Genomic DNA, 14028 nt, shown 5'->3' with positions numbered 1-14028 from the left:
AGTTTACATACTGCTACTAAAGAATAATTTAAAAATTGTATTAAGGAATTTGATGATGACAAGCAAAAAGTTGCTTTAATTACTGGCATAACTGGGCAGGATGGTTCATACCTTGCGGAATTGCTATTGGAAAAAGGCTATGAAGTCCATGGTATTAAGCGGCGCTCATCTTCTTTAAACACGGAGCGCGTTGATCATATATATCAAGATAGTCACGAAAGTAATCAGAGTTTTTTCCTTCACTACGGAGATTTAACTGACTCATCTAACTTAACGCGCATTATAAAAGATGTGCAACCGGATGAAGTCTATAATCTAGGGGCTCAATCTCATGTGGCCGTATCATTTGAATGTCCTGAGTATACCGCTGATGTTGATGCGATGGGAACTTTACGTTTATTAGAGGCGATTCGGTTTTTAGGGTTAGAAAAAACGACTAAATTCTATCAGGCTTCAACTTCTGAGCTTTATGGCGAAGTACAAGAAATTCCACAAAAAGAAACTACACCCTTTCACCCTCGCTCTCCATACGCAGTGGCTAAAATGTACGCTTACTGGATAGTGGTTAATTATCGTGAGTCTTATGGCATGTACGCATGTAACGGAATTTTGTTCAATCATGAGTCTCCTCGCCGTGGAGAAACATTTGTTACGCGTAAAATTACCCGAGCGCTTGCAAACATCTCTCAAGGTTTAGAGCCATGCTTATACCTTGGAAATATGGATGCCTTGCGTGATTGGGGACATGCAAAAGACTACGTTCGAATGCAATGGATGATGTTACAACAAGAACAAGCAGATGATTTTGTTATTGCCACAGGTAAGCAAATTAGTGTGCGTGAATTTGTACGGTTATCTGCAAAGGAAATAGGTATTGAGCTCGAGTTTATAGGGAAAGGGATTGATGAAGTCGCCAAAGTAAAATCCATTACCGGAAATAACGCTCCATCACTAAAAGTCGGTGACGTTATTGTTAAAGTGGATTCACGTTACTTCCGTCCTGCAGAGGTTGAAACTCTTCTCGGAGACCCTTCAAAGGCAAAAGAAAAGTTGGGCTGGGTTCCTCAAATTACCGTGGAAGAAATGTGTAGTGAAATGGTAACCAATGACTTAAGAAAAGCTAAACAGCATGCTTTGCTAAAAGAACATGGTTTTGATGTGGCTGTCTCGGTTGAGAATGCGTAATAATGGTAATTAAAAGTAAAGTCTTTGTGGCCGGGCATAACGGCATGGTTGGTTCGGCTATAGTCCGTCAATTAGAACAACGAGGTGATTGTGAAATTATTACCCGTACACGTAAAGAGTTAGATTTAACTAATCAACAAGCGGTTAGCAACTTTTTTCAAACGGAAGATATTCACCAGGTTTATTTAGCGGCAGCTAAAGTGGGAGGTATTGTAGCTAATAACACCTACCCAGCTGATTTCATTTATGAAAATCTGATGATCCAATGTAACATTATTCATGCGGCTCATTTGGCGGATATTCAACATTTATTATTTTTGGGGTCTTCTTGTATTTACCCTAAATTAGCCGAGCAACCAATGGGTGAGCAGTCTTTACTGACTGGTACGTTAGAGCCTACTAATGAGCCTTACGCTTTGGCTAAAATTGCAGGTATTAAGTTATGCGAGTCTTATAACCGCCAATATGGTCGCGATTATCGTAGTGTTATGCCTACAAACTTATATGGACCTCAAGATAATTTTCATCCGCAAAACTCGCATGTAATCCCAGCTCTGCTAAGACGCTTTCACGAAGCAAAACTTAAAGGTGATTCAAAAGTCGTGGCTTGGGGAGTGGCAAGCCTATGCGTGAGTTTTTATATGTTGATGACATGGCTGCGGCATCTATCCATGTTATGAATTTAGATAAAACTACATATGATGAAAATACTGAACCTATGTTAAGTCATATTAATGTGGGTACGGGCGTAGATTGTACTATTCGTGAGCTTGTCGAAACTGTGGCTAAAGTAACTGGATTTAGTGGCAGTATAGAGTTTGATAGCTCCAAACCTGATGGTGCACCACGTAAATTAATGAAAGTTGATAGACTTGAGTCGTTAGGCTGGAAGTCTAGCATTTCTCTAAATGATGGTTTGGCAATGGCATATAAATGGTTCTTGGATAATCAGGATAAATTTCGTGGGTAGTACTGTATACCTACTATTTTCAATACTTGTTAATATTAATCATCAAGGAATATAACTATGGCCTCTACTCTATCTTTGATCGGTCGAGAAAAAGAATTATTTACGACTGATATCGAAAAAAATGAATTACAGATTAGAGAAATAGTATCGACTTCATCTTTTCTAGTTTTAGGTGGTGCTGGTTCAATCGGCCAAGCGGTAACTAAAGAGATATTCAAACGTAATCCTAAAAAATTACATGTTGTTGATATCAGCGAAAACAACATGGTTGAATTAGTTCGAGATATTCGAAGTTCTTTTGGCTATATCAATGGTGATTTTCAAACTTTTGCCTTGGATATTGGTTCTATTGAATATGATGCGTTTATCAAGGCTGATGGTCAATACGACTATGTACTGAACTTATCTGCGCTAAAACATGTACGCAGTGAAAAAGATCCCTTTACATTAATGCGCATGATTGATGTAAATATATTTAACACTGAAAAAACCATGAAACAAGCAGCCTTAAATGGCAGTAAAAAATACTTTTGTGTGTCTACAGATAAAGCTGCAAACCCAGTCAATATGATGGGGGCTTCAAAACGTATTATGGAAATGTTTCTAATGCGCCGTAGTGCGGATATTGCTATTTCTACTGCTCGTTTTGCAAACGTGGCGTTTTCTGATGGCTCTTTATTACATGGTTTCAACCAGCGTATTCAAAAGCGCCAACCTATAGTCGCCCCTCGCGATATTAAGCGATATTTTGTTACTCCACAAGAATCCGGCGAGCTGTGTTTGATGTCCTGCCTATTTGGTGAAAATAGAGATATCTTTTTCCTAAATTAAGTGAGTCGCTGCATTTAATTACATTTGCAGATATAGCGGTTAAGTACTTGGAGAGCTTAGGTTATGAACCTTATTTATGCGCCTCAGAAGATGAGGCTAGAGAATTAGCCGATTCCTTACCCGAGCAAGGTAAGTGGCCATGTTTATTTACCGATAGTGATACAACTGGTGAAAAGGATTTCGAAGAATTTTTCACCGATAAAGAAACTTTGGATATGGAAAAATTTGCAAATTTAGGCGTGATCAAAAACGATGCGCTATTTGATCCAAAGTTAGTGGCAGAATTTGAAGAAACCATTGCTAAGCTTAAGAATGATAGAGCTTGGAGTAAGAGTAATATTGTTGAGTTATTTTTTAAAATGCTCCCTGATTTTGGACATAAAGAAACGGGTAAATATCTCGACAGTAAAATGTAATTGGAATGGAAATGCATAATAAGTTAGTTAAATTTGTTCAAGATATATATCAGACTAAAGAGTTTATTCCTCTTCATTCTCCTAGTTTTAGAGGAAATGAAAAGAAATATGTTAATAGTACTCTCGACAGCACATTTGTTTCGAGTGTAGGAAAATATGTTGATAAATTTGAGCAGCAGATTGAGGATTTCACTGGTAGTGCAAAAGCTATAGCAACTGTCAATGGAACAGCCGCTTTGCATACAGCCCTTTATATGGCAGGTGTCAAATCTGGTGATTTAGTGATTACTCAAGCGCTAACATTTGTTGCTACTTGTAATGCTCTTTATCATATGGGGGCCGAACCTGTATTTGTTGATGTATCTAAGATTAGCCTAGGGTTGTGCCCCCAAGCATTAGATCTTTACCTTGAAGAAAATGCGCGTTTAAATGTTGATGGATTATGTGAAGATATTAATACAGGTAAGGTTTATCGAGCTGTAGTGCCTATGCATACCTTTGGCCACCCTGTTGAATTAGATGAATTAATACAGGTTTGTGCCAAATGGAATATCACTTTAGTAGAAGATGCCGCTGAGAGTTTAGGTTCGTTTTATAAAAAACAGCATACAGGTACTTTTGGCGATTTCAGTGCGATTAGCTTCAATGGCAATAAAGTTATTACTACTGGCGGCGGCGGCATGGTTTTATGCAAAAATGCCGAAATGGGTATGCGCACTAAGCATATTACGACCACTGCTAAAGTTCCTCACCCTTACGAGTTTTATCATGATGAAGCTGGCTTTAACTATCGTTTGCCAAATTTAAATGCTGCGCTTGGTTGTGCTCAAATGGAAGTATTACCAAAATTTTTGCAACAGAAAAGAGACTTGGCTCTACGTTATATGGACTTCTTTAAAAATACTGATTTTAGTTATTTTAAAGAGCCTGATTATGCCACATCCAACTATTGGTTGAATGCTATTATTTGCCCTAATAGTGAGGTACGTGAAACATTTATTAAAGAAACCAATGCTCAAGGTGTGATGACCCGACCTATTTGGCAACTTATGCATAGATTGCCAATGTTTCAACATGCTAAACATGGGGCGCTTCCTATTTCAGAGTGGCTAGAATCATGCTTAGTTAATATACCTAGTTCGCCCCTTAGTTTGAGAGCATAAAATGCGAAAATTGCAGTTTTCACAGGAACTAGAGCTGAGTATGGTCTTCTATACTGGCTATTGAAAGATATACAGGCAGACGAAGAACTAAAATTGCAACTTTTGGTAACTGGTACCCATTTATCGCCAGAGTTTGGTTGTACGTATCAGCAAATCGAGCAAGATGGGTTCACTATAGATGAAAAAATAGAAATTGTATTATCATCTGATACTGCGGTTGGTGTTGCAAAGAGCATAGGGCTTGGGGTTTTAGGTTTTGCTGATGCACTAAGCAGGTTAAAGCCTGATATGTTAGTTATATTAGGTGATCGATTTGAGGCTTTAGCCGTTGCACAAACTGCCATGGTTTTGCGTATTCCAATTGTACATTTGCACGGCGGTGAAATTACTGAAGGGGCTTATGACGATGCCATTCGTCATGCCATAAGTAAGTTAAGCCATATTCACTGTACCTCTACTAGCGAATATCGAAATAGAGTTATTCAGTTGGGTGAAGCGCCTGAACGAGTTAAAAAGGTTGGCGCAATTGGTTTAGATCATTTAACTAGAAGCCAATTAATGACTATTCAAGAATTAGGGGAGTCTCTTAATTTCCCTATAATAAAACCTTACCTCTTAGTGACTTATCATCCGGTTACATTGGCCGAAGAAGATCCTGAACGTTCCTTTAATGCGTTACTAGAGGCTTTAGATGAGTTCTCTGAACATCAAATTATTCTAACTTACCCCAATGCCGATGATGGGGGGCGCAGAATCATACCTTTGTTAGAATCGTATGCGGATAAATATCCTAAGCGTGTGTTAGCGATTAAATCTCTAGGGCAAATAAGATACTTAAGTGCAGTTAAATACGCAGCGGCAGTGGTTGGCAACTCTTCTAGTGGCATAATTGAGGTTCTCTTCGTTTGATGTAGCAACGGTAAATATAGGTATGAGACAAAGAGGCCGGCTAGCAGCTAAAAGTGTTATCCATTGTTCTGCTAATAGAAATGATATTGTAGCTGCAATTCAAGATGGCATCAGTCAAGCGTATAAAACTAACAATGAGGCTATAGTGAACCCCTATGGTAGCGGGGATGCCAGTGGTCAGATCATTAAGATGTTGAAAGAATATAAAGGGAACATTTTTAAATCTTTTTATGATTTGGAAATAAAGGGGGATAAATGACGTTAATTATTGCTGAAGCAGGCGTGAATCATAATGGTAGTGAAGAGTTTGCATTCAAGTTAGTTGATGCAGCGTATGCGGCAGGTGCAGATATTGTCAAATTTCAAACATTTAAAGCCTCTAAATTAGTAACAGCTGGAGCCGAGCAAGCTGACTATCAGATCGCGAATACCAAGAAAACAGAATCTCAATTGGCTATGCTCAGTCGACTAGAATTGAGTTATGAAATGCATCACCGTCTTATAAGATATTGTTCAAAACTAGGTATCGAGTTTCTATCGACAGCTTTTGATAGTGAAAGTTTAGACTTTCTAGTCAATGATTTAGGTATCACTCGATTAAAAATACCATCGGGTGAAATAACTAACGCACCTTTGGTTTTAGAGCATGCGCAAACTGGTTGCGATCTTATTGTGTCAACTGGAATGGCTTCTTTAGCTGAAATAGAAGATGCACTTGGCGTGATCGCCTTTGGATATACTGCGAATAAAAATGCTCAACCTAGTATCGAGGCTTTCAGAGAAGCTTATTTTTCTGAAGAAGGGCAACGGGCTTTAAAAAGTAAAGTGACTATTTTGCATTGTACAACTGAATATCCTGCGCCAATGACGGATATTAATTTAATAGCAATGGACAGCATAGAGTCAGCTTTTAGACTGCCTGTAGGTTATTCGGATCATAGCGAAGGAATTACAATTCCTATTGCAGCAGTGGCCCGTGGAGCTAAAATTATAGAAAAGCACTTTACGTTAGATAAACAAATGGAAGGGCCAGATCATAAAGCATCATTAGATCCTAGAGAATTGTCAAACATGGTTTCTGCTATTCGTTCAGTAGAAAAAGCGTTGGGTGATGGCGTAAAAGGTCCAAGGCCGTCTGAAGTCAAAAATAAGTCAGTGGCAAGAAAAAGCTTGGTTGCGCTAAAGCCTATTAAAGCAGGCGAAAAATATAGTCCTGAAAATTTAACCATTAAACGTCCAGGTAACGGCGCAAGCCCTTATCTTTTTTGGGAATTGGTAGGTAAAACATCGCCGCAAGATCATGATGAAGGAGAGGTGATTCTTGTCTAAGTCACTGCTCATAATTGGTGGTGGTGGACATGCGAGCGTATTGATCGATATTTTACGTCAGCAAAAACGAGAAATAGTTGGTATTGTGAGCCCGCAGGCTGTTGCTGAGAGTAACGTTTTTGAAGGGATAAATGTCTTTCTTAAAGACGAAGATGTTTTCGAGTTTGACAAAAGTTCAATCAAATTAGTTAATGGTATTGGTCCCATGCCCAAAAATGATTTAAGGGCGATTATCTTCAGTAAATTTAAGGCGATAGGGTACGAATTTGAAACGGTTGTGTCTGATAATAGTATCATTTCGTTATATGCAAATTTAGAAGAAGGCGTACAAGTTTTACCTGGTGCAATAATACAAACAGATGCCCTTATCGGGGCTAATTCTATTATCAATTCTGGAGCTATTATTGAGCATGGTTGTATAATTGGCCGTAACAACCATATTGCGCCAGGCGCCACTCTGAGTGGCCAAGTACACACAAGAGAGTCTGTTCACGTTGGAACAGGCGCATCTGTTATTCAGAACATTAATATAGAAAGGGATGTTGTTATTGGCGCAGGGGCAATAATTACTAGTGATGTAGAACCGCGTACAATTTGTTACCCCGCTAGAGCAGTAAGAAAGGTTATAAAATGAGTCATAATTGGAAAAATATATTAATTGCTCCAAATTCAACAATTCAACAGGCTTTGAAGGTTATTGATAGTGAAGCTTTGCAGTTGGCGCTTGTGGTTGACGAAAGTAATAGACTTTTAGGCACAGTGACAGACGGCGATATTCGCAGGGCTTTAATACAAGAGAAGCCTTTGTCACTCCAAGTGTTTGAAATCATGTATAAATCTCCTACGACCGCTCCATATAATACGCCTAGAGGCGAGCTTTTAAAGTTAATGGAAGTGAAAGAGTTATCATCTATTCCTCTCGTTGAGCGCGGGGTAGTGGTAGGGCTAGAAACATTGCACAAGGCGTTACACAAGAACGTTTATAGTAATCCAGTTTTTTTAATGGCGGGAGGCTTTGGAACTAGGCTAAAACCGTTAACCGATAGTTGCCCTAAGCCATTATTAAAAGTGGGTGATAAACCTATTTTAGAAACGGTACTGTTGAGTTTCATAAAATCAGGATTTCATAATTTTTATATTTCTACCCATTACTTACCAGATATGATTAAAGATTATTTTGGTGATGGCTCCAAGTGGGGAGTATCGATAAACTATGTACATGAGGAGTCGCCTCTTGGAACGGGCGGGGCATTAGGCTTGTTACCTAAGGACCTACCCGACCTTCCAATTATTTTAATGAATGGTGATGTGCTGACTAAAGTTGATTTAGAGGCTTTACTTGCGTTTCATAATAAACATGACGCAGATGCCACTATGTGCGTTCGGGAATATGAATATAAAGTGCCATTTGGTGTGATTGAAAGCGACGGCTATCAAATAAAGAGTATGGTAGAGAAACCAACGCAGCGTTTTCATGTTAATGCTGGAATATATGTCATTAGTCGAAAAATAATAGAGCAGGTTAATAATAACGAAGTGGTTGATATGCCGACACTTTTAGAACGATATCTAGATGGAAAAGTGCTTATATTTCCGTTTCACGAGTATTGGTTAGATATTGGGCGATTAGATGATTTTAATCGTGCACAAATTGACATCAAAACTCTGGGAATGAATTAGTTGAAAAAGTTGCCGTAATCGGTTTAGGTAATATTGCTGCCCGTCACCGTCATAATTTGAAACTAATGTTTACTACAGTAGAGTTGTTGGCAATGTCTGCAAGTGGACGTGTCCCTAATGAAAATATTTCTGATTGTGACCGTCTCGTAACCTCCATCGATGAACTAATTCAAGCTGAAGTTGAATTAGTGATTGTGGCATCACCAGCCCCTTACCATGCTCAGCATGCAATACCTTTGATTGAAGCTGGTATCCCTACGTTAATTGAAAAACCAGTGACAACCTCAGTAGAGGACGCAAGAGCTATTAAGCATGCGATGGTGTTACATAAAACGCCCGTTTCGATAGGGTATTGCTTGCGATATTTACCCTCTGCTAAAAAGTTAAAAGCGTTATTAGGTGAAGGCTTAATTGGTTCGCTTTATAATGCCAATATAGAGATAGGTCAATATTTACCAGATTGGCGTCCGAATAAAGATTATAAAGACAGTGTTTCAGCGCAAAAGGCACTAGGGGGTGGCGCTTTATATGAGCTCAGCCACGAACTAGATTATGCACAGTGGTTGTTAGGACCATTAGAGATTCAATGTGCAATATTACGAACTTCAGAAGAGCTAGCTTTGAATGTAGAAGATATGGCTGACGTCCTAGCATTAACTGAGGCAAATGCCGTGGCAACCATACATTTAGACTTTTTACAGCGTAAGGCATATAGAAAATGTAGTTTTATTGGTAGTAAAGGGCGTATTGAATGGGACTTGCTGCTAAATAAGCTAACGTTGATTACGGCTACCGAATGTTCGGTGTTATTTGACGATGATAAATGGGACAGAAACAACATGTATTTGGAGATGATAAGTGATTTTATTCAAATGATAAATAACAAGCCTCATACGTGTATCCCATTTATTGAGGCTGAAAATACAGTTCACCTTATAGAGCAAATAAAGCTGCAATCCAACAAAAGTCGAGAAGTGAAATGAAAAATTTTGCATTCGTGTTCGCGCGGGGTGGTTCAAAAGGCTTGCTAGGTAAAAACATAAAACCTTTAGCAGGAAAACCATTAATTAACTATTCAATCGAAGTTGCGAAAAATTGCCCATCGATTGATGAGGTTTTTGTTTCTACTGATGATACAGCCATAGCTGAAGTTGCTAGACAAGCGGGGGCTGTTATTATTGAGCGCCCCGATGAGCTTGCTAGCGACACTAGCCCGGAGTGGCTTTCTTGGGTGCACGCCATTAATTGGGTTGAACATAATTATGGCTCGTTTCAATATTTTGTTAGTTTGCCTGCTACTAGTCCTCTTCGGAGCGTTGAAGATGTAGAGAGTTCAATTGTTAAGTTGGAAAGTAGTGCAGCTGACTTTTGTATATCAGTTACTCCAGCTTCAAGAAGCCCGTATTTTAACATGGTTAAACTTTTAGATGATGAAAGTTGTGAGCTAGTTATTAAGCCAAAAGGTACGGTTACAAGAAGGCAAGATGCGCCTGATGTGTTTGATATTACTACTGTTGTGTATACAAGTACGCCAAATTTCATACGTTCAAACAATAGTTTGTTTTCCGGAAAAGTTACTAGTGTAGTAATACCGAAAAATAGAGCTGTTGATATTGATGATATTTACGATTTTTTGTTAGCAGAAGCCATAGTGACTGGAGATGCAAAAGTGAAACATTTATTAGGCGGTGAGTGCATCTTAGTTGCGGGTGCAGGAGGTCTGTTAGGAAGCCAAGTTACAAAGCATGCCTTATCTCAAGGCGCAAGAGTTATTGCGGCTGATATCGGTATTGATAATTTAAAGTCTCGACTAATCGGGGCAGGGGTTGATATAAATGACTCTAATATTAGTTGCCACTCTTTTGATATTACAGTTGAAAATGAAGTCATTGCATTCTTTGAAAGCTGTGAAAAAATCACTGGCGCAGTCAATTGTACTTATCCTAGAAATAAAGCATATGGTGCACACTTTTTTGATGTGAAAACCGCCGACTTTAACGAAAATCTAGCACTTCATTTAGGTAGTGCATTTTTATTTACTCAACAGTGTGCAAAGTACTTCTCAGAAAATGGGCATTCTTTCTCATTGGTAAATATCTCATCAATATATGGAGTGATTGCGCCTAAGTTTGAAGTGTACGAAAACACCCATATGACAATGCCGGTAGAATACGCTGCGATTAAATCAGCCATACTTCACTTAACAAAGTACACGATTAAATATGTGAACAATAGTTTGTTTAGAATTAATAGTGTGAGCTCTGGCGGGATTTTTGATAGTCAGCCAGACTCATTTTTGCAGGCTTATAAATCATTAACGAACGGAGAAGGGATGCTCGATGTAAATGACGTTATCGGCTCAATTATGTTTTTACTTTCGCCAGAGGCAAGGTTTGTTACTGGGCAAAATATCATCGTTGATGATGGTTTTAGTTTATAAATTTATTTGGATAATATTATGAAGAAAATTTTTGGTGTTCTACCTGTCTTAACATGTCGACGAGGCCTCGTATTTCATTTGATGAAAACGGTAGTTGCAATGCTTGTAATTGGAAAGAAGAGAAAAAACAGCTTGATTGGACATCAAGACAAAAAGAGCTTGATGTATTACTAAATAAGTACCGATCTTCTAACGGCAAAGGGTTTGATTGTATTGTGCCTGTAAGTGGTGGAAAAGACGGTTCTTATGTTGCTTACACGCTAAAACATAAATATGGAATGAACCCGTTGGCGGTTACCATAAGACCAGCGTTAAGCTTAGATCTTGGTGATGAAAATCTGTCAAATTTCATAGCATCTGGGTTTAACCATATTCATATTTCACCTGACGCTAAGATTATGCAGAAACTCAATAAGTTAGGATTTATTGAAAAGGGGTTCCCGTATTATGGTTGGCTAATAGCCATCAAAACTGCTGTTATTCAAACGGCAATGAATTTTGGTATACCTCTCATCTTTTATGGAGAAGACGGTGAAGTGGAATATGGGGGCTCAACAGAGAGTAAGAACAACCCTTTGTATGACATAGCTTATATGAAACGTGTTTATTTTGAAGGGGGATACGATAAAGTATTTGAACAGGTGCTTAAACAAGAAGATGTGAAAGAAGGTGACCTAGCTTTTTGGAACTTTCCTAGTGATGAGCAAGTATCTGAATCCAAGCTAGCCTTTACCCATTGGTCTTATTTTGAAGCTTGGGATTCTTACCGCAACTATGTCGTGGCTAAAGAACACTGTGGTTTAAAAGAAAAGGAAGAAGGTACCGCAGGTACTTTTACAAACTTCTCACAGAATGATCAGGCTTTGTATTCTCTTCATGCTTACTTAATGTATCTAAAATTTGGTTTTGGTCGGGCAACGCAAGATGCAGGCATTGAAATACGACGCGGTGCAATGACAAGAGAGCAGGCTCTCAATTTAGTTATGGCTTATGATAATCAATACCCTCATGACTTTATTGATTTGTATTTAGATTATTACGAAATGAGTAAAGAGGAATTTGACGCAGTACTAGATAAGTATGCAAATACTGATTTGTTTGAAAAAGTAGAAGGTATTTGGGAACCTAAATTTACCGTTGGTGAAGATTTCGAAATATGAAGTTAGTAATTGTCGACTATGGAATGGGAAATATTAAGTCCGTTACAAGTGCTCTGCATTACTTGGGCTATGATGACATTTTGTTGTCTAACGACGCTGATGTCTTACATCGCGCTGACAAACTAATCTTGCCTGGGGTGGGTAACTATGCTAGGGCTATGAGTAAAATTAAGGAGTTGGAGCTTACAGCTAAACTTCAAGATGTAGTCTTGGGAGATGAGAAACCGATATTAGGTATTTGTCTTGGAATGCAGCTTATGGGAATGTCTAGTACTGAGAGTGGTTTAAATACGGGACTAGGATTAGTTGATGGAGTTGTTGAAGCTTTTGATGTGGATAAACTGACTGTTCCTCATGTTGGGTACAACTAAGGTTCGCCCGTTTGAAAGTAGTCGACTTTATAAAAATATAACGGGTACACCAGATTATTATTTTACCCATAGCTTTAGGATGCTATCTAGGTCTAATATAGGTATTACTCCATGTTTGTATGGTGATGAGTTTATTGCTAGTTATGAGGTCAGTAATATTGCTGGAGTTCAATTTCATCCAGAGTTAAGTCAAACCAATGGACTTAATCTGCTAAAAAATTTTATTGAGTTATTTTGATGTTGAGAAACAGACTGATTTTTGGGTTGATATACAGCAATGGCTATTTTATGCAAAGTCGAAATTTTCGATTGCAGCGTGTTGGTAATATTGATTGGTTGGAAAAAAACTATAAATTTCAAAAAATCTCTTTTTCGTTAGATGAATTAGTTGTTTTTAATGCAACTAAAACAGAGAAGAATATTGAAGAGTTTGCAAAAGTGGTTACACGCCTGGTCGATGATGTATTTATTCCAGTAGCGGCTGGTGGTGGAATTCGTAAAATAGAAGATGCGGAGTTACTATTTAAAAGTGGTGCCGACAAAGTGATTTTAAATACTCCCTTATACGAGAATCCAGAGCTAGCTAAGGAAATTGTTAATCGCTATGGGTCACAGAGTTTAGTTGCTTCTGTAGATTATCGATTAGAAAAAGATATTCCCGTCATTTATATTAAAGATGGAACACTAGCAATTCCTTTAGGTATGGGGGAATACTTACAATATCTTAGTAGATTAGGAGTAGGAGAGATCGTTCTTAATTCAATAGACCAAGATGGTACAGGTTTTGGCTACGACCTTTCAACACTACAAAAATACGAAAAATCCGTAACTGTTCCACTCTTAATTATGGGGGGCTGGTAATGAAGAGCATTTACTTGATGGGTTAAGGCAAAGAGGGGTTTCGGCTGTTGTAACAGCGAATTTGTTTAACTTTATTGGTAATGGCTTGCCTAACGCTAGACAGTTCATGCTAGAAAATAATGCGAATTTGGCAAGGTGGCAATGTGTTAATTAAAGAAATATATGACAAATATTTGTTTTGTAAAGGTACGGATCGTATCGGTCCCGATATACCTTTTACCCATTGGCGACTTCACTTTAAGTCAAGAATGCTTCAATTTTGCAAAAGTAAGTTTAAGCAATTTCATGAAACTGCAGATTTTCGAGCTGGAGCATATGCGGTCCATTGTTCAAATATCTCTTTAGGTTGCAATGTTATCGTTAGGCCAAACACCATGTTATTTGCCGATGAGTTTGCCGAAATTATTATTGAAGACAACGTTATGATGGGCGCAGGAGTTCATTTTTATGTAAATAACCATAAATTTGATCGAGTTGATATACCTTTAATAGAGCAAGGGTACTATCCATCAGAAGGCATCCTCGTAAGAGAGGGGGCTTGGATTGGTGCAAATTCAATTATATTGCCGGGTGTTACTGTAGGGAAAAATTCTGTTGTGGGGGCTGGGAGTATAGTGACAAAATCTATCCCTGATTTTTGTGTCGCTGTTGGCAGTCCTGCAAAGATAATTAGAAAAATTAATGACCATTGCGATAACAGGTAAGAAGTTTAA

At 38.3% G+C, this 14028-nt stretch carries 11 protein-coding genes and 4 pseudogenes; all 15 read left to right on the top strand.

What is annotated here, in order from left to right; genetic code table 11:
• Nucleotides 1-39 precede the first annotated feature (39 nt).
• Nucleotides 40-1185, top strand: coding sequence for a GDP-mannose 4,6-dehydratase (gene gmd, locus RS130_RS21505; RefSeq protein WP_316028119.1), 1146 nt, complete (start codon nucleotides 40-42; stop codon nucleotides 1183-1185).
• Between the two features lie 2 nt (nucleotides 1186-1187).
• Nucleotides 1188-2155 (top strand): annotated as a pseudogene (gene fcl, locus RS130_RS21500) (GDP-L-fucose synthase).
• 57 nt (nucleotides 2156-2212) lie between these two features.
• Nucleotides 2213-3402 (top strand): annotated as a pseudogene (locus RS130_RS21495) (UDP-N-acetylglucosamine 4,6-dehydratase).
• A gap of 11 nt (nucleotides 3403-3413) precedes the next feature.
• Complete coding sequence (locus tag RS130_RS21490) at nucleotides 3414-4565, top strand: LegC family aminotransferase (RefSeq protein ID WP_316027628.1); 1152 nt, start codon at nucleotides 3414-3416, stop codon at nucleotides 4563-4565.
• A 9-nt stretch (nucleotides 4566-4574) separates the two neighbouring features.
• Nucleotides 4575-5733: pseudogene (gene neuC, locus RS130_RS21485) on the top strand (UDP-N-acetylglucosamine 2-epimerase).
• On the top strand, nucleotides 5730-6803 hold the full coding sequence (neuB, locus tag RS130_RS21475; protein ID WP_316027625.1) for an N-acetylneuraminate synthase: 1074 nt from the start codon (nucleotides 5730-5732) through the stop codon (nucleotides 6801-6803). Before neuC ends, neuB begins: the two are co-directional and overlap by 4 nt.
• Nucleotides 6796-7437, top strand: a complete 642-nt coding sequence (locus RS130_RS21470) for an acetyltransferase (RefSeq protein ID WP_316027624.1) — start codon at nucleotides 6796-6798, stop codon at nucleotides 7435-7437. Before neuB ends, RS130_RS21470 begins: the two co-directional genes overlap by 8 nt.
• Nucleotides 7434-8483: a nucleotidyltransferase family protein gene (locus tag RS130_RS21465; protein WP_316027623.1), complete on the top strand. Its 1050-nt coding sequence runs from the start codon at nucleotides 7434-7436 to the stop codon at nucleotides 8481-8483. The genes RS130_RS21470 and RS130_RS21465 overlap by 4 nt, the downstream gene beginning before the upstream one ends.
• 17 nt (nucleotides 8484-8500) lie before the next feature.
• On the top strand, nucleotides 8501-9466 hold the full coding sequence (locus RS130_RS21460; RefSeq protein ID WP_316028118.1) for a Gfo/Idh/MocA family protein: 966 nt from the start codon (nucleotides 8501-8503) through the stop codon (nucleotides 9464-9466).
• Nucleotides 9463-10923: an oxidoreductase gene (locus tag RS130_RS21455; protein WP_316027622.1), complete on the top strand. Its 1461-nt coding sequence runs from the start codon at nucleotides 9463-9465 to the stop codon at nucleotides 10921-10923. Before RS130_RS21460 ends, RS130_RS21455 begins: the two co-directional genes overlap by 4 nt.
• 44 nt (nucleotides 10924-10967) lie before the next feature.
• Nucleotides 10968-12083, top strand: a pseudogene (locus tag RS130_RS21450) (N-acetyl sugar amidotransferase); the annotation flags it as partial.
• Nucleotides 12080-12454 (top strand): imidazole glycerol phosphate synthase subunit HisH, encoded by a 375-nt coding sequence (gene hisH / locus RS130_RS21445; protein ID WP_316027621.1) that lies wholly within the window; start codon nucleotides 12080-12082, stop codon nucleotides 12452-12454. The pseudogene RS130_RS21450 and the gene hisH, both read left to right, overlap by 4 nt.
• The gene (locus RS130_RS21440; protein WP_316027620.1) at nucleotides 12438-12692 is read left to right on the top strand and encodes a glutamine amidotransferase-related protein; all 255 of its coding nucleotides are present in this window, start codon (nucleotides 12438-12440) and stop codon (nucleotides 12690-12692) included. Before hisH ends, RS130_RS21440 begins: the two co-directional genes overlap by 17 nt.
• A 50-nt stretch (nucleotides 12693-12742) precedes the next feature.
• Nucleotides 12743-13315: a HisA/HisF-related TIM barrel protein gene (locus RS130_RS21435; RefSeq protein WP_316027619.1), complete on the top strand. Its 573-nt coding sequence runs from the start codon at nucleotides 12743-12745 to the stop codon at nucleotides 13313-13315.
• 143 nt (nucleotides 13316-13458) lie between these two features.
• Nucleotides 13459-14019 carry an acyltransferase gene (locus RS130_RS21430; protein WP_316027618.1) on the top strand — a complete coding sequence of 187 codons (561 nt, stop codon included), beginning with the start codon at nucleotides 13459-13461 and terminating at the stop codon, nucleotides 14017-14019.
• The last annotated feature ends 9 nt before the right edge of the window (nucleotides 14020-14028 follow it).

The organism is Paraglaciecola aquimarina (assembly GCF_032464635.1).
GTDB lineage: Bacteria > Pseudomonadota > Gammaproteobacteria > Enterobacterales > Alteromonadaceae > Paraglaciecola > Paraglaciecola aquimarina.
Note: the sequence above shows the minus strand (reverse complement) of the source record. Positions and strands in the feature narration are given on the sequence as shown.

Coding starts and splice junctions, on each gene's coding strand:
- RS130_RS21435 (WP_316027619.1), top strand. CDS start 12,743: ATGCAAAGTCGAAATTTTCGATTGCAGCGTGTTGGTAATATTGATTGG.
- hisH (WP_316027621.1), top strand. CDS start 12,080: ATGAAGTTAGTAATTGTCGACTATGGAATGGGAAATATTAAGTCCGTT.
- neuB (WP_316027625.1), top strand. CDS start 5,730: ATGACGTTAATTATTGCTGAAGCAGGCGTGAATCATAATGGTAGTGAA.
- RS130_RS21465 (WP_316027623.1), top strand. CDS start 7,434: ATGAGTCATAATTGGAAAAATATATTAATTGCTCCAAATTCAACAATT.
- RS130_RS21455 (WP_316027622.1), top strand. CDS start 9,463: ATGAAAAATTTTGCATTCGTGTTCGCGCGGGGTGGTTCAAAAGGCTTG.
- RS130_RS21440 (WP_316027620.1), top strand. CDS start 12,438: ATGTTGGGTACAACTAAGGTTCGCCCGTTTGAAAGTAGTCGACTTTAT.
- RS130_RS21490 (WP_316027628.1), top strand. CDS start 3,414: ATGCATAATAAGTTAGTTAAATTTGTTCAAGATATATATCAGACTAAA.